Below are 20,724 nucleotides of genomic sequence, written 5' to 3'. Positions count from 1 at the left end.
GGGTAAAAGTTGGATGGCTGGCTATTTTTTGCGATCAACTGGGCAGGCCACAGCTTCAATTGCTCTTGCTCTAGCATCTGATAATTCAGGGTTGCGCGCTTTCAACTCGCTAACAATCACTTCTAATTTTGGGCGATCGTTATCTGGGTCTTGCCAGTATTTATGCTGAACCTCGATTGCCTTACCCATTAAGCCTCCAGGATGCAATGGTACTGACCTCTTTAGCTCCTCGATTAAAGAACGGAGCTCCGCCACCTCTTCCCGCAGCTCATCAATCTCTTGTTTGAAATCAGTCTGGCTTTGCTGGCTAGCGGTTTGAGCAAAGAGCTCAGAGTCACCAGCAGATTGCTCAACGTCGGCCTGCTTCGATTGCATAAACTGAGCCAGTGGCCACTCATAACCAGCACGCTGGCACCATGCAATAACTGATAGATGATCTAAAAACCAAGTTTGTGGATCATCATCGATATGATCTTGCGTATTCTTGGTCGCAATATCGCCCATTAAGACGGAATCATTAATGGCGTTAAGATTGCGCCTCTCATTAGCGTCAACAAGATGTGTCTTCGGGTAATAACTTGGTGGCTCTTTACCTTCCATAATCCAGGCCGCTTCATAAGTACGTAAAGCACTTTTAGCAGCATATATCCGCATCCAATGTGGCGCCTGAGCAGTCGCATCGTCAGTTGGACTAGCCAGCTTTTGAAGAGGGTAACCCGCCGATTTTAGAAAGGAGGCAATTTCACCGCGATCAAATAAGAAGCGTTGGTAATCAGAATGGTATGACATGTTCAAGCCCCTCCTGTAAGGAAATATTTCTTTGGGAAAGGCTCTCGAGCACCTCTGACTCAGTAACATCATCTAACCGCTCTGGGCCTAATTTTTCTCTTTTATAAATGGAAAGGCTGCAAAAAAAAGTTCCGTGGAATGTCCTCGAAGAATTGCTTCTAATGGCATCTGATAACACTAATAGAGCGTCTTCTTCGGAGCACTCATACTCCTTAGCTATCTGCTTTACCACTTCTTCAATTGCTATGTAGTCTTGATACCGTTTGGCTATAACATCTTCTAATGCCATGCGTACTCCCACGCACTCCAAAAATAGGTGGCTGGCTCACACGGTGGAGTTCTCCGCGCTTTCAGGCCGTCGCCCTAGCCAGCCAAACAATAGGCACATTACCTATATGCCGTTGTCACCGCTGTCACCGCTGACAAATCAATACCGGTGACAGAAAAAAGCCTTAATAATCAAATGTGTCACCGCCGCCACCACTGTCACCGCTTTAAAACAACGTGCGCGACGTGCGATGAAGCGCCAGCGATAACAACACTGGCTATTTATCCATGACATATATTTAGCACTTTGCTCGCCTCGCTGCCACCCCATAGCCTATCCACGTTCAACCATTTGGCGTCAGCCACGCGCTTTAAAGGCCACTACCTTGCTGGCGCCGCCCATCATGCCGTATACCTCATCTGCCCACGCCTGCATCATTGCGCGGCGCGGCTCAAGATAAAGGGCTTTGTTATAGGTGCCACGGATATTGCCTGTTACGTGTGCTAACTGAGCCTCAATGTGGTCAGCGTTATAGCCACGCTCATTCAAAGCGGTAGACAGGATGTGGCGAAACCCATGCCCCGTTTGACGGCCTGCATATCCAATGTGCTCAAGCGCCTTGTTAACGGCCATATTGCTCATGGGTTTGCGCGGATCGTTACGGTTGGGAAAAACCAGCTCAAACGAACCACTGCGCTGGCGCTGTTCTTTCAGTAGCTCCACGCTTTGTGGCGCCAGTGGAATCAGGATGGCGCGCCGTTTCTTGGTTCGCTCTTGGGGCAGGTCCCATAATGCTTTATCAAGATCAAACTCAGACCATGCCGCTTGTCTTAACTCACCTGGACGGCAACCGTTAAGCGCCAGCAGTAGCATGGCAACCCGAACTTGTGGACTGCGGGGGTACTGATCAATGGCACGAACAAGGGCCGGCACTTCTGGTTGGGGTACGTGAGCGTAGTTACTTCCCTTCCCTGACTCGATGAACCTCTCCACGCCTCGTACAGGGTTAGAAGTTACACGCCCGGCAAAAGCCGCCATATCAAACGCCTCGGCAAGAGCGCGCCTGATTTTGGCACTAGTCGCGTGAATACCCAGTGCTTCCAGCTTGCGGAAGAACTCAAGGATGTATGCGGGCTGTATGCGAGAAATGGGCTCATGCCCCATGGCAGGGATCAGATGACGTTGAATAGAGAGCCACACTTTGCGTAAAGAGTTTGCGTCAACGCTCTTTGCCTTCATGTCATGCCACTCATCCATCAAGGCGGCCACCGTTTCACGGTTAGCCGTTTGCGCTTGCTGCTCCTGTGCTTTCTTGTGCTGGCGCGGTGTCGTTCCCTTGGCTATTAGCTCTTTAGCCTCAGTGGCGCGTTGCCGGGCTTCTTTAGGCTTAACATCGGGATAACTACCCAACCCCAGCCAACTGTACTTACCGTCAGACTTGCGATACCGAAGCTCCCAGCTCTTGGTAGCATCAGTTCTAACGTACAGGTACAGCCCAGCACCATCGCTAATACGGTAAGCCTTACTTTCCGGCTCAAGGGCAGCCACAACTCTTTCAGCGAGCGGCTTGCTACGTACCTCAGAACGCTTCATACCCCGCCTCTATGTATGCGAAGAAAGTTATTACCTGCCAGCATACACTCTCGCATACATAAAAGCATGGTTTTAGAGGGGGTAAGATGGGGTGACTATAGGTAGGCTGTCAGGGTTAAACCCGCATGGTTATCAGGTTTTTGGTGTAACGTGGGGAGACTAGAAGAAGTGGTATGGCGTCCCTGGCAGGAGTCGAACCTGCGACCTGCCGCTTAGGAGGCGGCTGCTCTATCCTACTGAGCTACAGGGACTTTGCTTACAGAAGGGGCGCGTAGTATAGCGTGTTACAGATTACACTCCAACCCGCGCAGGCTGCTTCTTACACCCAACCCAGCAAACGCAAGGCAAAAATGCCCAGCGTAATGGATATGCTGGCCATCAAGGTGGTGATCGCAATGATGTTTGCGGCGAGCGCTGCATTGCCGCCCATGGCTTTTACCATGACAAAGCTGGCAGCGGCGGTGGGGCTGGCGAAGAACAGAAACAATAAGCCTAACTGCTCGCCTTTAAAGCCTAGAACCCACGCCGCAGCCGTCGATATCACGGGAAGAACCACCATCTTCATGACGCTAGAACCCAGCGCAACCTCGCTTTTATCCCGAATGCTCGATACTGAAAGCGTGGCGCCAATACAGATGAGTGCTAGCGGCAGAGTTAATGAAGCAAAGTAGTCGCCAGAGGTCATCACCCAACGCGGCAGTGAAATAGAAAACGCGGTAAACGGCAGCGCCACCAATACCGAGATAATCAACGGATTCATGGCAATATTTTTTAATATGCTTCGCCAATCGGTGGCTTGGCCTGGCTGATAGGTTGCCAGTATCCAGACAGATAGCGCGTTATACATCACGATGACCAGGCCAACGAGCAGGCTGCCCGCCGATAACCCGTAGTTACCGTACATACCCGCCGCCAAAGCCAACCCCACTACCCCACAGTTACCGCGAAAGGCACCTTGAATATAGATGCCCCGCTCGGCGTAGGGAATACGGAAACACGCCCATAACCAGCTAATGAAAAACTGGCCAAGTGTGGCAGCTGCAAAAAACAGCATTAGCGGAATATCCAGCGCAAAGCTTAGATCCGCCTTGACCAAACTAAGAAAAATAAGCGTGGGCAGGGTGGCTTTAAAGACCAGCGCAGACGCCGTTGATACAAACGTCCGGTCAATCCAGCCAAGACGCTTTAGCCCAATACCCAAAAAAACCATGGTAAACACCGGCAGCGTGATATCCAGAGTTCGGGCAAATAATTCAAGTAGGTTCACAGCATTGTCTCTACTAATTCAGCACGCCTTAATATTCTATTGTAACCGATATGCTGTCGCCGCAATCACTCCGTTTGGCTTACGTTTAAGGCTTTTAATGCTTTATCGTGGCTAATTAAATAATTGCATAGGGTCCATTTCAGTTGACTCTCGAATGACCACGCTATTACGTCCATTCCCTTTTGCTTCATAACTGGCAGAATCGGAGCGTGAAAGAGCATCTTCGATACTGGTATCGCTATCATCAAAACTGGTAACCCCAATACTGAGCGTTACCCGGTACTCTTTGTCTAAATGAGTAACCGAAACTTCGCTGACCGCCTGACGCAGCGACTCTGCAATTATTTGTGCCTGCCCCAGAGTACAGCTAGGGAGCAATACGCCAAACTCGTCTCCGCCTTGGCGCGCCACATGATCACTGCGGCGCACTTCCCAGGCGACAATTTGAGCAATCCGACGCAGCATCTCATCGCCTAGCGCGTGCCCCCCTTCGTCGTTAATCGGTTTGAAGTGATCTAAATCGAACATGAGCAGTGCTGACGGCGTACTGGTTTTTTGGAAATCAGCAAACGCCTCTTCAAGACGGCGTTCAAAACCACGCCGGTTTAAAAGCCCCGTTAACGGATCGTGCTCGGCTTCCCAGCGCTGCAGTGCCTCTTGCTGGCGGCGCTCAGTAATATCTTTAACGACGCCGACTAAGCCCAGGGAGTGACCGCCTTGCGTTAGCATGACCACTCGCGCATGAACATCCAGCCACAGCGTTTCATTATCAACATGCATAAACCGCAGCTGACGAACAAAATCACTGCCATTTTTCAAGCTATGCTCCCACATATCCCTTGCTCCATCAAAATCGTCAGGGTGGATCTGTTTTAACCAGTCCTTAGCGGGTCGGGCAGCCTTGATCCCCAGCATTTCCAATAGCGCCGGGTTCATATAGGTGATGACACCATCAAAATTAGCGACAAACATTCCTTGTGGGACGGCGCTCAATACGGAGTCGAGAAATGCCTGACGCTCTTGCAGATGATTAACTAACGTTTGTCGCTCTTCTTCTACGCGATTAAAAGTAGTCGCGACTTGCTGCAGCTCCTGCATTGCCGTAGCCAGATTGACGCGCTCACGGCTGCCTGCCCCAACTTCACCAATTTGAGTCTCCAAGTGCTGAAGCGGAGCCAATATACGCGCTAATAAAAACCACAGTACTGGCATCATCAAAATGGCCAGAAATACCCACATCCATCCTAGCTTATGAATAAACCCAGATAGCGGTAGCTGCGCCTGCTCATTGGGTAAAAAAAGGCCAATAATCCAGTTTGCGGGCCATACCTGCGTATAGGCCTGCAAGCCTATTTGTCCGCTAAACAACTCACCAACGCCATCCCCCTGCCAACCGTCAAGCGCCTGATCCAATAAAGGATTAGCCGCGGGAACCGCTATTTCAGTATTAATCAGGGTGACCTCCGGGTGATACAGTATGGTTCCAGAAGCAGTCGCCACACCGGCATAGCCTTGCTCACCTAGACGCACTTTCGCCAAACGGCTAAACAGCCCGCCTGAATCAAGACTGAGCACACCACCCACCATGCCCACGAACTCGCCGCTATCATTAATACGCGGCACGCTCACCAATACCATAGGTGCATTGCTGGCTCGGCCTGTAAAAGGCTCACTCATGTGCGGCTGCCGCGTTCCACGCACCATTTTGAAAAACTCGGTATCAGACGTATCAAGCCCTACGCGTCCCACAACACTTGGCCAGTCAGCAATAACGCGCCCATCTCTACCAATCACCACAATGCCATCAAACCAGGCCATCATGGTATCGTTGTGGCGCAGCTCGTAACTTAGCCATTCGGGATCATCGCTATAGCCAATAATTCGGTCTAGACGCTGCAGTGCATCAATGCGTAACTCAACTTGCTGAGTGACCTCATCTGCCAAGAGCCGTGCTTCGTAGCGCAAGTGAGCCATATTGGTTTCAAGCACCAGGGTTTTACCCACCTGCCATGCCAAACCCAACAGCAGTGCAACCAGCAACAATAAGGTTCCTGAAAGTCCCAGCAGTAGCCGACCTTTCAGCGTCCTCAAAGAACGTATTTTCTTTAATGGGTAAGACAAGAGCACCTATTATCCTTTTTTGAATACTTCCCTGTACTTGCACACCACTCATTATTCGAGTTAATACTAAATTACCAAAAACATCATTATTGTGCGCGTTGATTAAAACAAAGTTAATTCTATTATTTTTAAACTATTCGATTATTTGTGCTATTTGGTAAAAATTAGTAAGTACTTACTGCGCTCAATTGATAAGCGCGCCGGTTTCACGTATGTTCGCTCGCCTAGCTTATTATCCCGTTACTAACGACGATCCTCTCATGGCGAAAAGCACGGCAGGTTACACATCAGCAGGCATTGGTAAAATAGACACGCTTCCCGCTCTGCTGTCTGAATTTAGCCACTTCTCACGCCTACGATCATTTCAAAAAAAGCCTGATGCCGTCATTGGCTGGGGCCTAAAACCGACAAGCCTTGCTGCAAGGCGTTATGCCAAACGTCACCGGCTACCTTATATCGCCCTGGAAGACGGCTTTTTACGCTCGCTTGGCCTTGGCGTGGCCGGCTTTCAAGCGCATAGCGTAGTGGTTGACCATACCGGCATTTATTATGATGCCTCACGGCCCTCGGATCTCGAAAACTGGCTAAATACCGCTTCGTTTACATCAGACGAAATTCATCATGCCGAGCGATGTATCAAGCAGCTCTCCCGCTATCGCCTTTCAAAATACAATCATGCACCGGACATTACTATAGACTACTCGCCCCTGGCGAGGGTGTTGGTAGTTGACCAAACCGCAGGTGATGCCTCGATTGAATTTGGCGGTGCAAGTGCAGAAAGCTTCGAGCGCATGCTGGAAGCCGCGTTGAACGACCATCCAGACGCTGAAATTCTGGTCAAAATACACCCAGACGTCATTGCCGGTAAAAAACAAGGGCACCTGTTAAACGCACAAAACCATCCGCGCTGTCGCTTGATTAGTGAAGATGTTAACCCCTGGGCGCTATTTGATCAGGTGGATACGGTGTATGTGGTTACCAGCCAACTGGGGTTTGAAGCTTTGCTGGCGGGCAAACGCGTTCACTGTTTTGGTTTGCCCTTCTATGCCAGTTGGGGATTAACCCAAGACCAAGTTCCCTGCTCACGACGACGTAAACAGCGGTCGCTAAATGAAGTGTTTGCGGCAGCCTATTTACGCTATACGCGCTACGCCAACCCCTACACGCTTAAGCCCTCTACATTAGAAGACACCATCGCACTAATTGCTGATCAAAAACGCCAGCAGGAGCGGCTGTGCGGCGAGTGGCTGGCGTGCGGCTTTTCATCCTGGAAGCGGCGTTTTATTCATCATTTTATGGGAGGCGCGGCGCAGCTTACCTATCAAGCGGCGCTGCCCAATAAGCCGCCTGCACAAAAACTTTTAGTGTGGTCCAGCCGTATTGACCCAAAATTCGAGCAGCAGCACGCAGCGCTAATGCCCCACATATGGCGAATCGAGGATGGTTTCATTCGCTCAGTGGGTTTGGGCGTGGATCTTACCCAGCCACTTTCGCTAGTGATTGACGCCCAGGGCATTTATTACGACCCGAACCAGCCAAGTGACCTGGAAACACTACTCCAGCACACAGCGTTTAGCGATGATCTGCTTGAACGAGCAGCGCAGCTGCGAGAGCGCTTGGTGGCGTTAAAGCTTTCCAAATACAACGTCCGCGGGCACAGCTCTATCGATTTGCCGTACAATAAGCGGATGATTTTGGTACCGGGCCAAGTCGAAAGTGACGCCTCCATCGCCATGGGCTCGCCTCAAATACGTACTAATAATGCGCTTTTAAAAGCGGTTCGCGCGGCCAACCCTGACGCCTACATCATCTATAAAGCACACCCTGATGTGATAAGTGGCGCGCGCATAGGGGCACTCGAACCCGATACCCAACGCCTGTATGATTTAGATGCCAGCCATATGGATATCGCGACACTATTAGAGCGCGTCGATGCGGTTCACACCATGAGTTCATTAACCGGATTTGAGGCACTATTACGCCACCGCGAGGTCGTAACCTATGGCATGCCTTTTTACGCTGGCTGGGGATTAACGCAGGATGCCATGCGCTGCGAGCGCCGTTCACGCCGTTTATCGCTCGATGCGCTGGTAGCAGGCACGTTAATTCTCTACCCGGGCTATGTAGACCCGTTAAGCCGCCAGCTTTGCAATGCGGAAACCGTCGTTAGTCTTTTAGAACAGGCAAGAACATACCAGCCGACGCTGACATGGAAGCAGCGTCTCTACCGGCTTTACCGTAATTTATTGATTGGAAGACATTGAGTTGAAGCAAAAGCGCGCATTCTTATTCTTACAAGGGGTCTGCTCGCCCTTCTATCAGCGTTTGGCACGTAGGCTTTCTGACGACGGCCACCGCGTGGTTAAGGTCAACTTCAACGCAGGCGATATTGCTTACTGGCAACGGACGCATAGTGAAAACCATTTATTTCGCGACCCATTAAGTGAACTGCCGGCCTATATTGAATCACTCTGGCAGCGCTACGCGATCACTGATCAGGTAATGTTTGGCGACCGTCGGCCTATTCACCGGCCTGCGGTTGATAATGCCCAAAAGGCTGGAGTGCGCACGCATGTATTTGAAGAGGGCTATTTTCGCCCTTTCTGGGTAACGCTTGAGCGCGATGGTGTTAACGGGCATTCGCTTTTACCCCGTGACCCCACGTGGTTCTATGAAACGGGTAAAGCGCTGCCTGAAATGCCCCCACCCGTGCGCTTTCGTTCATCGTTTAAGATTCGCGCCATGCACGATGTTGCCTATCATCTGGCGGGGTTAGCCAACCCGTTGGTGGCGCCGCATTATCGTAACCATGCGCCCATTACGGCGCCAGTCGAGTACGCTGGTTACATCAAGCGTTTTACGCTGTTGAAGCAGTGGAAAAAGCGCGACGCCCAGCGTATTAAAACGTTGATTGAAAGCGCCAAGCCTTACTTTATATTGCCGCTTCAGCTAAATACGGATGCCCAGATTCGTGACCACTCGCCTTATGCCAATATGCAGGAAGTGATGGATCATGTAATGGGGTCGTTTGCCGAGCATGCGCCTGGCGATGCGCTGCTGTGCATAAAAAACCATCCGCTGGATATGGGGCTGGTGAACTATGCCAACATCATTAAACAATTGGCCCAGTTTTACGGCCTGCAAGAGCGCATCGTCTATTTGGAGTCAGGTAATTTAGACACGCTTATCAAACATGCCTTGGGTACCGTAACGGTTAACAGCACCGTCGGGTTTGTTTCTCTGGAGAAGCAGTGCCCCACCTTCGCGCTGAGCGACCCGATCTACAACCTCGCCGGGCTTACCTATGAAGGAAGTCTGAATGAGTTTTGGAATCAGCCGCCCAAGCCAAGTCAGGAGCTTTTTAACTACTTCCGCAACACGGTGATGCATACCGTACAGGTCAACGGCGGTTTCTACTGCCAGCCCAGCATTGACCTCGCGGTCAACAATGCAGCCCACATACTGGAAGCCTGCCCATCGCCGCTGGAGAAATTACTTTGAGCATCGCGTCAACATCCGGCGCCCAGCGCTGCGTATTGATTACCGGGGCGACGGGCGCCATTGGCGGTGCGCTGGCAAAAGCCTACGCCAACCAGCACACCCATTTAGTGCTGCATGGCCGGCAGCAAGAGGCACTCTTGGCTCTAGCCGACACCTGCCGCGAACAGGGTGCACAAGTAACCACTGCCTCGGTCAATCTTACTGATGAGGCAGCGCTCGCGCAGTGGCTTCATGCCCTTTGTGCAGAGCACCTGCCGGATATCGTGATAGCCAACGCGGGTAAAAACACCCATCCCCAAGTATCAGGGTCGCTGGAACCCTGGGACGATGTGCAGGCCCTATTGGATATAAACCTCAAAACGCCAATCGCCATGGCTCAGCATTTGGTGCCCGCGATGCAGGCGCGGGGCAGCGGTCAGCTGGTGTTTATCAGTTCGCTTGCCGGGTGGCACGGCCTGCCTTCCACACCGACGTATAGCGCCAGCAAAGCAGGCATTAAAGCCTACGGCGAAGGCCTGCGCGGCCTGCTGGCCCCTCACGGCATCGGTGTGACCGTGATAATGCCTGGCTATGTAACGTCACCCATGTGCAACGCCATGCCCGGCCCCAAGCCGTTCGAATGGCCACCGGAGCGGGCAGCCAAGGTAATCAAACGCGCGATCGATGCTAACCGGGCGCGCATTAGCTTCCCTTTCCCGCTTAATTTCGGCACCTGGTGGCTGGCGGTACTTCCTGCTGGGGTTTCCCAGTGGCTGATCAAACGTCTGGGCTTTGATCATATTGACCACTCAGGGGGTGGCTAAGATGACCACCTCACTGTCTATTCAGCTACTATTTCAGCTACTATGGCCTCTATTAACAGGCCTGCTTGGAACGATCGTTTTTGAAGCGCTGCTTAGCCCGCGCCCTCAACCGCTTTGGCGGCGCGGCTTGGCGGCCAACAGCGTGCACCTGGGCAGTTGGCTATTGCTGTTTGGCGTATTTGTTTTAGTGCTTCAGCGCCCCTGGTTTGCGGTAATTTTTATTCTTTCACTACAGCTTGTCGTCGTTCAATCCAGCAATACCAAATCACGCACGCTGAACGAACCGTTTATTTGCCACGATTTTGAATACTTCTGGGATGCTATTCTTCATCCCCGCCTTTATGTACCTTTTTTTGGTACTGGCCTTGCCATTGCCGCGATTGGTGCGGGAGCGGCAGCTATTGGGGCGTTTGTGTATTGGGAGCCTTCGCTAGTATCGCGCTGGGGCGGGCAGCGTTTTATTACCCACTGCTTGCTGATAAGCGTGTCAGGCGTGCTGCTGATTACGCTGGGTTGGCGAGCGCTTGCGCCAATTACGCTGAACCCTGTTGATGACATGAACCGTCTGGGGCTATTCGCAAGCCTTTGGGCCTACGGCGTTGCGTTAATGCGCTCCTCCGCGCCCGCACCGGAACAATCGCCGTTTTATCAGTTAGCCCATCATCTGAAAGAAGACCACCGCACACCGTTACACGGCGATGCTTCATCAGAAGCACGGCCCAATGTCGTGTTGGTGCAAAGCGAATCGTTTTTTGATCCGCGCCCCTGGTATGCAGATGTCAGCGGCAGCTTGTTAACGCATTTTGATGCGACGCGTAAGCAAGCCCTAGAGCATGGGGAGCTAAGTGTGCCTGCCTGGGGCGCCAATACCGTGCGCACGGAATGCGCGGTACTCACCGGGCTTTCACCCAGCGCCTGGGGGCCGCGCCAATTTAACCCCTATCGCACGCTGTCACGTCATCCACTTCCCAGCCTTGCGAGCACGTTTCAGGCAGCGGGTTACCGTACGGTATGTATTCACCCCTACCCCGCCAGCTTCTATATGCGTCATAAAGTGATCCCCCTCTTAGGGTTTGATCAGTTCATCGATATCAGCAGTTTTGAGAGCAGCGATAAGCAAGGCCAGTACATTGGCGACTTAGCCGTGGCACGAAAGGTTGGACGACTGCTTGAAGATAGCGATAATAGACCGTTTTTTGTATTCGTCATTACCATGGAAAACCATGGCCCGCTACACTTGGAAGCGCCTCAGCAAGAAAGTTTAGCGGCTACGCTGCCCACAGCGCCCTGGCCACTGCCCACGCACATGCGCGATTTATCTGTGTATTTGCGCCATTTGGGCGAGGCCGACAAAATGCTGGCCAATGTCAAAACCGCCCTGAATGAGGCTAAAAGGCCGGGGCTGCTAGGCTGGTATGGCGATCATGTGCCGATTCTACCGGCAGCGTATGAATACTTTTCACCGCCTAAAGGTCATACCCCGTACATGATATGGTCAACGGAATTGCCCAGTCAGTCTCAGGTACGATCATGCGATACAGCGCAACACCAGCATGAGCCGTACGCGCTGGAAGCCAGCGAACTTGGCGTCCAGCTATTTAAACAAGCGTTTGGACGCGGTATAAGTAGCGATGTAATCAAGGCAGAACCAGAACCTCAGGAGCAAGAATGACTAAACGCGTTGCCATTATCGGCGCCGCCCATCGTTTCCCCGGCACCACCCCTGAAACGTTCTGGCAGGACCTGCAAGCCGAGAAAGATTTAGTTACCCAAGTGGCGCCTGACCGCTGGAGCCATGACGCCTTCTGGCACCCGGACAAACGCCATCCCGGCACCAGCGTCACGTTTGCCGCGGGTAGCCTTGGTGATATTAGTGGATTCGATGCTGAGTTCTTTGGTATTTCGCCCCGCGAAGCGGCCAATATGGACCCTCAGCAGCGCATGCTGCTAGAGCTCGCCTGGGAAACCATGGAAAGCGCTGGCATCGTGCCAAGCAGCCTGCGTGGCAGCCAGTGTGGAGTGTTCCTAGGCGTTGCCAGCCTTGATTACTCGTACCGTATGGCCGATGACATGGCGGCCATCGATGCCTCGACCGCCACGGGCAACACATCCAGCATTGCCTCAAACCGTCTGTCTTACGTGTTTGACCTGCATGGCCCCAGCATGTCGTTGGATACGGCTTGCTCATCATCCATGGTCGCATTTCACCAGGCCTGCCAGTCTATTCGCAGCGGTGAAACCAACATGGCGCTGGCCGGCGGCATTAGCCTTCACCTTCACCCGTACGGTTTTATTATTTTCTCCAAGGCGAGCATGCTGTCGCCGACCGGTCGCTGCCAGGTGTTCGATGAAGCGGGCAACGGCTACGTACGCTCTGAAGGCGCCGGGCTTTTCCTGCTCAAAGACTACGACCAAGCCATCGCTGACGGCGACAATATTTTGGCAGTAGTGGCGGGCTCGGCAGTTAATACCGATGGCCATAAATCGGGCATCACGGTGCCCAACCCTACCGCCCAGATCGACCTGATGCGCCGTGCCTACGCGCAGGCAGGGATTGCGCCCGATGAGATCGACTACCTGGAAGCTCACGGCACGGGCACCGCCGTGGGTGATCCGATAGAAACTCGCGCCATTGGCGAAGCCTTGGGCAAATATCGTCAAACGCCGCTCCCGATTGGCTCTATTAAAAGCAACGTCGGTCACCTGGAAACCGCGTCAGGGGTAGCCGGTCTTGCCAAAGCACTTTACAGTTTGCAGCACCGCGAAGTGCCCGCCACCATCGGTATTCGTAAGCTTAATCCGCGCATTAAATTTGATGAATGGAACCTGCACGTCGTCACCAAAGCCCAGCCCCTGAAAAAAGAGGGTCGCCTGGTGATCGGGATTAACTCGTTTGGCTTTGGCGGCGCTAACGCCCACGTCATTCTGGAAAGTGCGCCTGAAAAATTACCAGCGCCCAGCCAAGCGCCCGCCCACGCCGTGCCTATTCGGCTAAGTGCCAAAAGCCAGGAAGCGCTTACCGCGACGGCCCAGAATCTCGCGGCGCACTTTACCGCCAGCCATAATCAAGACAGCGCTAATGATGGCAGCAATGCGTTTTACGATATTGCCCATACGCTATTCCATCATCGTGAACAGCACGCATTTGGTGCGCTCTGCTTTGCTAAAACGCCAGAAGAGGCCGCCGCGGCGCTAAACCAATACGCCGAGGGGGAGACCACAAGCGTCACCACCCTGGAGCGGCTAACCAATGCCCGCGGGCCTGTGTTTGTGTATGACGGCAACGGCTGCCAATGGGAAACCATGGGCCGTGACCTGCTCGAGTCGGCCCCGGTATTTGCCGAGGCAATTGATCGTGTAGATGCTCTGTTCCAGCAGTACGGCGATTTTTCACTACGCGCCGAGCTTACCGGTCAAAACGGTGAGAACCGCTTCGAGCTTACCGAAATTGCCCAGCCCGCTCTTTTTGCGCTGCAGGTAGCGTTAACCGAATGGCTTAAAGCGCAAGGCGTCCTGCCGACAGCGGTATTTGGACACAGCGTGGGTGAAGTCGCCGCCGCCTGGGCATCGGGCGCGTTAAGCCTTGAAGACGCGGTAAAAGTGATCTATTACCGCAGCTTCTATCAAGGCAAAACCCGGGGCATGGGTGGCATGACCGCGGTTGCCATGAGCGCTGAGGACATTGCCCCCTTGCTTGCCAAACCAGAATTCAATCAGGTGTGTCTGGCAGGTATTAACAGCCCTAAAGGGATTACGCTGGCCGGTGAGAACGACCAATTAACCGCGCTTGAGGCAGCCTTAAGCGAGCAAAGCACCTTTGCCAAACGCCTGCCTTTGGATTATGCCTTCCATAGCCCGGCCATGGACAGTATTCAAAGTGGCGTGATTGATGCATTAAGCACGATTACGCCACGTGAGACGCAGCTCCCCTATTACTCAACCGTCACTGGCGAACTCAGCCAAGGTAGCGCCTTAGGTGCTACCTATTGGTGGGAAAATATCCGCGAACCGGTCCTATTCGATCACGCCGCGACCGCGCTGATTAAACAGGGTTATAACGTTTTTGTAGAGATTGGCGCTCACCCCATCCTGCGTCGCTATCTTAATGAGTCACTGCGCCAGCAAGAGCGTAACGGGCTGGTGATTGGCACGATCGAGCGTCACAAACCCGGCCTTGAAAAACTTCAGCAAAGCGTTAGCCAGCTGCTATTGAGCGGGCTAACGTTTGATATACGCCATATCTTCCCCGTGGAAGGCCAGCGCGTATTACTGCCGCGCTACACATGGCAGCGCACACGCCATTGGGTCAACAGCACCGAAGACGGCCAAGGCCTGCTTTCCCGCTACTACCAGCATCCGCTGCTGGGTTATCCGCTGGCACAGCAAGAACACACCTGGGAAAGCCAGCTGGATACCAAACGCCAGCCCTGGCTTGCCGACCATGTAGTGGGTGAAGGCGCGGTATTCCCAGGGGCAGGCTTTGTTGAGTTAACTCTGGCCGCCGCGCTGCAGCAGAAAGATACCCCGCTTTTAGATATCGAAGAGCTGGAAATTCGCGCACCGTTGCTGCTGGACGGCCCCAATGGCCGCACCTTGCGCTTATCGCTTAACCCGGATGACGGGCGCATCGCCATTCACTCCCGCGAGCCGGCCACCGGCGTTGAGTGGCAGTTGAACGCAGTAGCACGCAACATGCACGAAAGCCGCGGCTTTCTGCTCAATCGCCAAGCGCCAGCACTGCCTACGCGCGCGCCGGATTACACCCTGGCGGATCACTTACACCTGGCTGAGCGCATCGGCCTGCATTACGGCCCTGCGTTCCAGGCGATCAGCCACGGTTGGATCGAAGATAACGCCGTGATCGGTGCTATCGACTTATCCAGCGACGTTCAGGCACAGCTATCGACGCTTCACGTGCACCCAGGCATTCTGGATAGTGCTTTCCAGATGTTTATTCCACTGCTGGCACAGCACAGCGAATTTGCCGCCCAGCTTGCATTTGTTCCCGTTCGAGTAGGCCGTATACAGGTCAATACCCAGGCCGGCACGCCGGTACTGGCCCGTGCTGTGATGGGCAAACGTGCACCCCACTCGTTTACCGCTGACTTCGAACTTTATGACGCGGCAGGTAACGCCGTTGCCGTGCTGAGCCAGACACGCTTCAAGGCGATACGCCTGAACCGCGCTCACCACCAGCAGCTTAGCTACCTGGATGTTGAGCTGACGCCAGCGCCGCTTAGCGCTTCGCCGCTTCCCCTGCCTGCCGAGGCATTAAGCCGCCTGGCGGGGCTGGGCGATCGTTACGCGACGCATACCGGCCAGCGTTATGCTCAGGCAGTCGCCCCATTACTGGATAGCCTCAGCGAAGCATTTGCCCAGCAAGGCTTTACCGTCGAGGGTAACGACGAAGCCCTGCCGCCTGAAACGATCTGGCAACTGCTGGTACAGGACTACCCTGACTACTTTGCGCCGATTCACCTGGTAGGCCGGCTCGGCCTGCATCGTCAGGCGCTGCAAAATGGCTCTACCCAGCTAGATACGCTGGGTATTTCGACAGAGCACCTGGCAAGACTTAACCGCGTGCTGGTTGGCGAAAGCGGCTGGCAGGTGCTTGCCAGCGAGCTGGGCAGCCTAATGGAAGCATCGCTTGGCGCCTTGGGTGCAAGCGAGCGCTTACAGCTGCTTGAAGCTGGCCCATGCGCACCGGCGCTGGGGCAACGCCTGCTGGAACAGCTGGCCGGCTCACCGCTAGCCGATAATCATCACTATCGGGTGATCACCACGCATGACAGCGCACGCCATCAGGCCGAGCAGTTGCAAGAGCGTTACCCGTTAATTGATGTGCAGTCGTTGGATGATGCGCCACCGACGTTAGCAAACGCAGAAAAAGCCCAGCTAGCCTTTATCAGCGCGGATGCCACCCAGCCTGCCCGCACGTATCAGTTGATTGAAGCCCTACCAGCGCAGCTAGCGCCTGGGGCACATATCATGATGGTGGGCGTTGCCCCCAGCCGCTGGCTAGACGATGTGCTAGCCACGCCGGGGATTGATCAAACGGCTCTGGAACCCGCCACGGTAAGCGAGTGGCTAAGCGCCCAAGGCTTTAGCGTTTCAGCCCCTATCGAGCTTGAAGAAAGTGATACCGGCGCGTATCTGCTGCATGCCCAGATGCCCGAATCGTCATCTGCACAGGCAACGGGAAGCAGCGCGAATGCAGCTTGCCAGCTAATCGTGACCGATGACGCCAACCAAGCGCTCGCGGCGCGCCTTGCCAACGCGCTTACCGCGCGTCAGGCAAGCGTGATCGTTGAGCAAAGCGACGGCTCGCCCAGTGAACTGTTACAAAATTCGCTGGATGAATGGGGTGACGCTCTCCAAACGCTGAATGTGATTGATCTGCGCGACCTTGGCAACACCGGCACCGCCGCGCAAACGCTGCGCTGCCACCGTGCTCAGCAGTGGAGCCTGGCTCTGGAAGCCGCTGGGCTTGCCTCGGCAACGCTATGGTTGACCACTCAAGGCGTTAGCGTGCTGTGGCAGTCGCAGCACACGCAAGCCCACATGTTTGATGATGCCGCATTCTGGGGCTTTGGCCGCTCGCTTGCCAATGAAGCCGTTGGCCATACCGCCAGCCTGCTGGATATCCCTGACGACGTCAGTGATGCTGCGCTAAGTGCATGGGCCGATTCGTTGTCCGCGCCGGATAGCGAAAACGAAGTCGTCATTAATGCTAGCGGCGAGCGTTTTGCCACCCGCCTGCGCACCTTGCCGGCACCGGCGCCTCAACCGATAGTTGACGGCACCTCTGCGCGGCAGGCAATGACCCTCGGCTTTGCTCTTCCCGGCCAGTTGCGCCAGCTACAGTGGCGCCCGCGTGAGCTGCCCGCGCTCAAGGCCGATGACGTTGAAATCAAGGTAAAAGCCACGGGGCTTAACTTCCGTGACGTGATGTACACCCTCGGCCTGCTGTCTGATGAGGCGATCGAGAACGGTTTTGCCGGGCCGACGCTGGGCCTTGAATTCTCCGGCGAAGTCGTCGCTGTCGGTGATAACGTTACTCACGTCGCCCCAGGTCAAGCCGTGGTTGGCTTTGGCCCGGCGAGTTTCAGTGACCGATTGATTGCCAGCCAGCACGCGGTGGCGCCGCTGCCGGAAGGCGTAAGCTACGCTGCCGCCGCAACTATTCCCACCACGTTCTTTACCGTGTACTACGCGCTAAAACACTTGGCTCGCCTGGAGCCGGGCGAAAAAGTCCTGATTCATGGTGCAGCAGGCGGCGTGGGTATTGCTGCGCTACAAATCGCCCAGTGGCTTGGCGCGGAAATTTACGCCACGGTAGGTTCTGAAGAGAAGCGTGACTTTTTACGCCTGATGGGCGTTGAGCGCCTTTATGATTCGCGCTCGCTGACCTTTGCTGAAGAGATCCTTGAAGATACCCAAGGTGAAGGTGTCGATATCGTACTGAACTCGCTTGCCGGGGAAGCTATCAACCAAAACCTGCGCGCCCTGCGCCCCTTTGGTCGATTCCTGGAACTGGGTAAACGCGATTTCTACGAAAATACGCATATCGGCCTGCGCCCGTTCCGCAATAACTTGAGCTATTTCGGTATCGACTCCGACCAGCTGATGAAGGTGCAGCCCGCCCTTACCCAGCGTTTGTTTGGGGAAATGATGGCGCTGTTCAACGACGGCACACTTAGCCCGCTACCGTTTACCGCGTTCAGCCATAGCCAGGTGATCGACGCCTTCCGCTATATGCAGCAAGCGCGCCAGATCGGCAAAGTCGTCGTCACCTATGAGCAGCCCATTGCGCCGCCCAAAAACGAAGCGCTGGGCCATGAAACGCTAAGCCTTAGCGACGATGCCAGCTACCTGGTGACCGGCGGCCTAGGCGGATTCGGTCTTAAAACCGCTCAATGGCTGGTCAGTAAAGGCGCTCGCCAGCTGATTCTGCTTAGCCGAAGCGGCCCTTCCAGCGAAGAAGCGCAAGCCGCTATCGCTGACTTTAATGCTCAAGGTGTTCAGGTACTGGCAACTGCCTGCGATATTACCGACCGCGATGCGCTGGGTAGCGTCCTGATACGTGCCAACGCTGAACTTGGCCCGCTGCGCGGTATCGTGCACGCCGCCACGGTGATCGACGACGGCTTGATTCGTAACCTGGATGCCGAGCGTATTCAAAAGGTATTAACACCCAAAATTGAAGGCGCCCGCCATCTCGATGCGTTAACACGAGACGAGCAGCTGGATTTCTTTATCCTCTACTCATCAGCGACTACGCTATTCGGCAACCCAGGCCAGGCCAATTACGTGGCCGCCAATCACTGGCTTGAAGCGTTTGCAGCCAATCGTCGGGCAGTTGGTCTTCCTGCGACCTGCATACGCTGGGGCGCGATTGAAGATGTTGGCTTCCTGGCCCGCAACCCGCGTACACGTGATGCGTTGCAAGAGCGTTTAGGCGGTTCTGCCCTGCGCTCTGACGATGCGCTCAATGTACTTGAGCAAATGCTGGTAACTCCCGGGCCAAGCCTTGGCGTACTGGAGCTTGAGTGGGGCGCGCTGGCCCGCTTCTTACCGACGGCCAATGCGCCGCGCTTTAACGAGATAGCCCGCGCCAGTGATGACGATAACAGTCATGAAAGCGATGATGATATCAGCGCTCTGCTTGCCGACCTTTCGCCGGAAGAGCTTCACACTACGGTGACAGAACTACTTCGCGCAGAGCTTGCCAGTATTCTGCTGATCGACGAGGAGAAGATTGACGTTAATCGCTCGGTCTACGATATGGGCTTTGACTCGTTAATGGGCGTTGAGCTGATGACCGCGATTGAAAACCGCCTGGGCGTTCAGGTGCCGGTCATGGTACTCAGCGAGGCCTCAACGCTTAATAAGCTTGCCGGTGTGCTGATTAAAAAGCTCCACCAGCATGACGATGATGTTGAAGAAGCACCGCAAGATGCGTTAGCCTCTCTCGCCGCTCGCCACGGGGCTGACGGGCTCTCTGAGCCTGCCTCAACATCATCGACGACCGAGACACCATGACCGCCAAGCGCTCTGATTTAAAACGGCAGCTGTTGGAACAGGCACGTAAACGCACCACGCCACGCGCCACCACCAACGCTGCCAGCTCCTCTCCGGGCTACGACACATCCTCAAGCCCGGTGCCCGAGCGCTTTACGCGATTTGATGCCCACCCTGGCTATCAGCAGCTTGCCATGTTGCGCCAGGGCGCCGAACAGTTGGGGTTAAAAGACCCCTTCTTTAAAGTGCACGAAGGCGTTGCCGGAGCAACCAGCGTTATTCAAGGGCAGCCCTGCATCAACTTCGCCAGCTACAACTACCTTGGCTATTCGGGCGACCCACGCGTTAACCAGGCAGCCAGCGATGCCGTGGCTCGCTATGGCACGTCGGTATCCGCCAGCCGGGTAGTCTCGGGTGAACGACCGATTCACCATGAGCTTGAACAGGCCATCGCCAAGGCGTACCAGGTCGATGATGCGGTTGCGTTTGTTAGCGGGCATGCCACTAACGTTTCAACGCTTGGCTACCTGCTAGGACCTAAAGATCTCGTGCTCCACGATGAGTATATTCACAACAGCTCATTGGTCGGCGCGCAGCTTTCCGGTGCCAAGCGGATGTCGTTTGCGCATAACGACCCCGACGCGCTTGATGCGCTGCTTAGCCGCCATCGCCATCAGTTTGAACGTGTGATTGTGGTCATCGAAGGGCTTTACAGCATGGATGGCGACATCCCTGACCTGCCGCGCTTTATCGAGCTTAAAAAGCGCCACCAGGTATGGCTGATGGTCGACGAAGCGCACTCTTTTGGCGTTATGGGCGATAACGGTTTAGGGCTTCACGAGTACTTTGCCATCGACCCGCGTGATGTCGATATCTGGATGGGCACCATGAGCAAAACGCTCTCTGGTTGCGGTGGCTACATTGCGGGCAATAAAGCCCTGGTAGAAACGCTGCGCTACTTTGCACCCGGCTTTTTATACAGCGTGGGAATGCCTGCCCAAGTGGCAGCGCCATCCATCAAAGTGCTTGAGCTAATGCAACAGGAGCCAGAGCGGGTAGAAAAACTCCACACGATTTCCCGCTACTTCCTGCAGCAAGCTAAAAAGCACGGCATGGATACCGGCCATAGCATTGGTGCTGCCGTAGTGCCCATTATTGTAGGCAGCTCGCCCCTGGCGGCGCATCTTTCCCATACGCTGCTGGAGCAATACCACATCAATGTTCAGCCGATCCTGCATCCGGCCGTGCCTGAAAAGAGCGCCCGGCTGCGGTTCTTCCTCTCCTATGCTCACACTCAGGCCCATATTGACCAAACGTTAGATGCCCTTGCCGCACTGCTTGCCGAAGCCAAAAGCTGACGA

Annotated in this window: 11 protein-coding genes and 1 tRNA gene; 6 read left to right on the top strand and 6 right to left on the bottom strand. The window is 54.4% G+C overall.

The window, feature by feature from the left end; genetic code table 11:
• Window positions 1-21: 21 nt before the first annotated feature.
• The 6 genes from ACT3R7_RS06685 to ACT3R7_RS06660 all read right to left on the bottom strand — a co-directional run bounded on the left by ACT3R7_RS06685 (window position 22) and on the right by ACT3R7_RS06660 (window position 6,044).
• The gene (locus ACT3R7_RS06685) at window positions 22-789 is read right to left on the bottom strand and encodes a hypothetical protein (RefSeq protein WP_496198918.1); all 768 of its coding nucleotides are present in this window, start codon (window positions 787-789) and stop codon (window positions 22-24) included.
• Window positions 773-1,078, bottom strand: a complete 306-nt coding sequence (locus ACT3R7_RS06680; protein ID WP_496198917.1) for a hypothetical protein — start codon at window positions 1,076-1,078, stop codon at window positions 773-775. Before ACT3R7_RS06680 ends, ACT3R7_RS06685 begins: the two co-directional genes overlap by 17 nt.
• A gap of 336 nt (window positions 1,079-1,414) precedes the next feature.
• Window positions 1,415-2,650, bottom strand: coding sequence for a tyrosine-type recombinase/integrase (locus tag ACT3R7_RS06675; RefSeq protein WP_496198916.1), 1,236 nt, complete (start codon window positions 2,648-2,650; stop codon window positions 1,415-1,417).
• Between the two features lie 174 nt (window positions 2,651-2,824).
• Window positions 2,825-2,901, bottom strand: a tRNA-Arg gene (locus tag ACT3R7_RS06670).
• A 68-nt stretch (window positions 2,902-2,969) separates the two neighbouring features.
• A complete protein-coding gene (locus tag ACT3R7_RS06665; RefSeq protein ID WP_496198915.1) occupies window positions 2,970-3,917 on the bottom strand; it encodes an AEC family transporter in 948 nt (315 codons plus the stop codon).
• A gap of 111 nt (window positions 3,918-4,028) precedes the next feature.
• On the bottom strand, window positions 4,029-6,044 hold the full coding sequence (locus tag ACT3R7_RS06660) for a diguanylate cyclase (protein ID WP_496198914.1): 2,016 nt from the start codon (window positions 6,042-6,044) through the stop codon (window positions 4,029-4,031).
• Window positions 6,045-6,298: 254 nt separating this feature from the next.
• Here ACT3R7_RS06660 and ACT3R7_RS06655 point away from each other — a divergent pair, with 254 nt between their 5' ends.
• From ACT3R7_RS06655 to ACT3R7_RS06630, 6 genes are read left to right on the top strand one after another with little or no spacing between them, the layout of a single operon-like run.
• The gene (locus ACT3R7_RS06655; protein WP_192539578.1) at window positions 6,299-8,302 is read left to right on the top strand and encodes a capsule polysaccharide biogenesis protein; all 2,004 of its coding nucleotides are present in this window, start codon (window positions 6,299-6,301) and stop codon (window positions 8,300-8,302) included.
• Window position 8,303: 1 nt separating this feature from the next.
• Entirely contained in the window at window positions 8,304-9,539 is a 1,236-nt protein-coding gene (locus ACT3R7_RS06650) for a capsule polysaccharide biogenesis protein (protein WP_192539579.1), read from the top strand.
• Window positions 9,536-10,342: an SDR family NAD(P)-dependent oxidoreductase gene (locus tag ACT3R7_RS06645; protein WP_225736323.1), complete on the top strand. Its 807-nt coding sequence runs from the start codon at window positions 9,536-9,538 to the stop codon at window positions 10,340-10,342. The genes ACT3R7_RS06650 and ACT3R7_RS06645 overlap by 4 nt, the downstream gene beginning before the upstream one ends.
• A 1-nt stretch (window position 10,343) precedes the next feature.
• Window positions 10,344-12,014 carry an LTA synthase family protein gene (locus ACT3R7_RS06640; protein ID WP_192539580.1) on the top strand — a complete coding sequence of 557 codons (1,671 nt, stop codon included), beginning with the start codon at window positions 10,344-10,346 and terminating at the stop codon, window positions 12,012-12,014.
• A complete protein-coding gene (locus ACT3R7_RS06635; RefSeq protein WP_496198913.1) occupies window positions 12,011-19,384 on the top strand; it encodes a type I polyketide synthase in 7,374 nt (2,457 codons plus the stop codon). The genes ACT3R7_RS06640 and ACT3R7_RS06635 overlap by 4 nt, the downstream gene beginning before the upstream one ends.
• The gene (locus ACT3R7_RS06630; protein WP_496198912.1) at window positions 19,381-20,721 is read left to right on the top strand and encodes an aminotransferase class I/II-fold pyridoxal phosphate-dependent enzyme; all 1,341 of its coding nucleotides are present in this window, start codon (window positions 19,381-19,383) and stop codon (window positions 20,719-20,721) included. The genes ACT3R7_RS06635 and ACT3R7_RS06630 overlap by 4 nt, the downstream gene beginning before the upstream one ends.
• Window positions 20,722-20,724 lie beyond the last annotated feature (3 nt).

Origin of the sequence: Halomonas sp. AOP43-A1-21 (genome assembly GCF_052376775.1) — a bacterium.
GTDB lineage: Bacteria > Pseudomonadota > Gammaproteobacteria > Pseudomonadales > Halomonadaceae > Vreelandella > Vreelandella colorata.
The sequence above is the reverse complement of the archived record's forward strand: the minus strand, read 5'-3'. Positions and strand labels throughout refer to the sequence as shown.

Coding starts and splice junctions, on each gene's coding strand:
- ACT3R7_RS06685 (WP_496198918.1), bottom strand. CDS start 789: ATGTCATACCATTCTGATTACCAACGCTTCTTATTTGATCGCGGTGAA.
- ACT3R7_RS06680 (WP_496198917.1), bottom strand. CDS start 1,078: ATGGCATTAGAAGATGTTATAGCCAAACGGTATCAAGACTACATAGCA.
- ACT3R7_RS06675 (WP_496198916.1), bottom strand. CDS start 2,650: ATGAAGCGTTCTGAGGTACGTAGCAAGCCGCTCGCTGAAAGAGTTGTG.
- ACT3R7_RS06655 (WP_192539578.1), top strand. CDS start 6,299: ATGGCGAAAAGCACGGCAGGTTACACATCAGCAGGCATTGGTAAAATA.
- ACT3R7_RS06640 (WP_192539580.1), top strand. CDS start 10,344: ATGACCACCTCACTGTCTATTCAGCTACTATTTCAGCTACTATGGCCT.
- ACT3R7_RS06635 (WP_496198913.1), top strand. CDS start 12,011: ATGACTAAACGCGTTGCCATTATCGGCGCCGCCCATCGTTTCCCCGGC.
- ACT3R7_RS06630 (WP_496198912.1), top strand. CDS start 19,381: ATGACCGCCAAGCGCTCTGATTTAAAACGGCAGCTGTTGGAACAGGCA.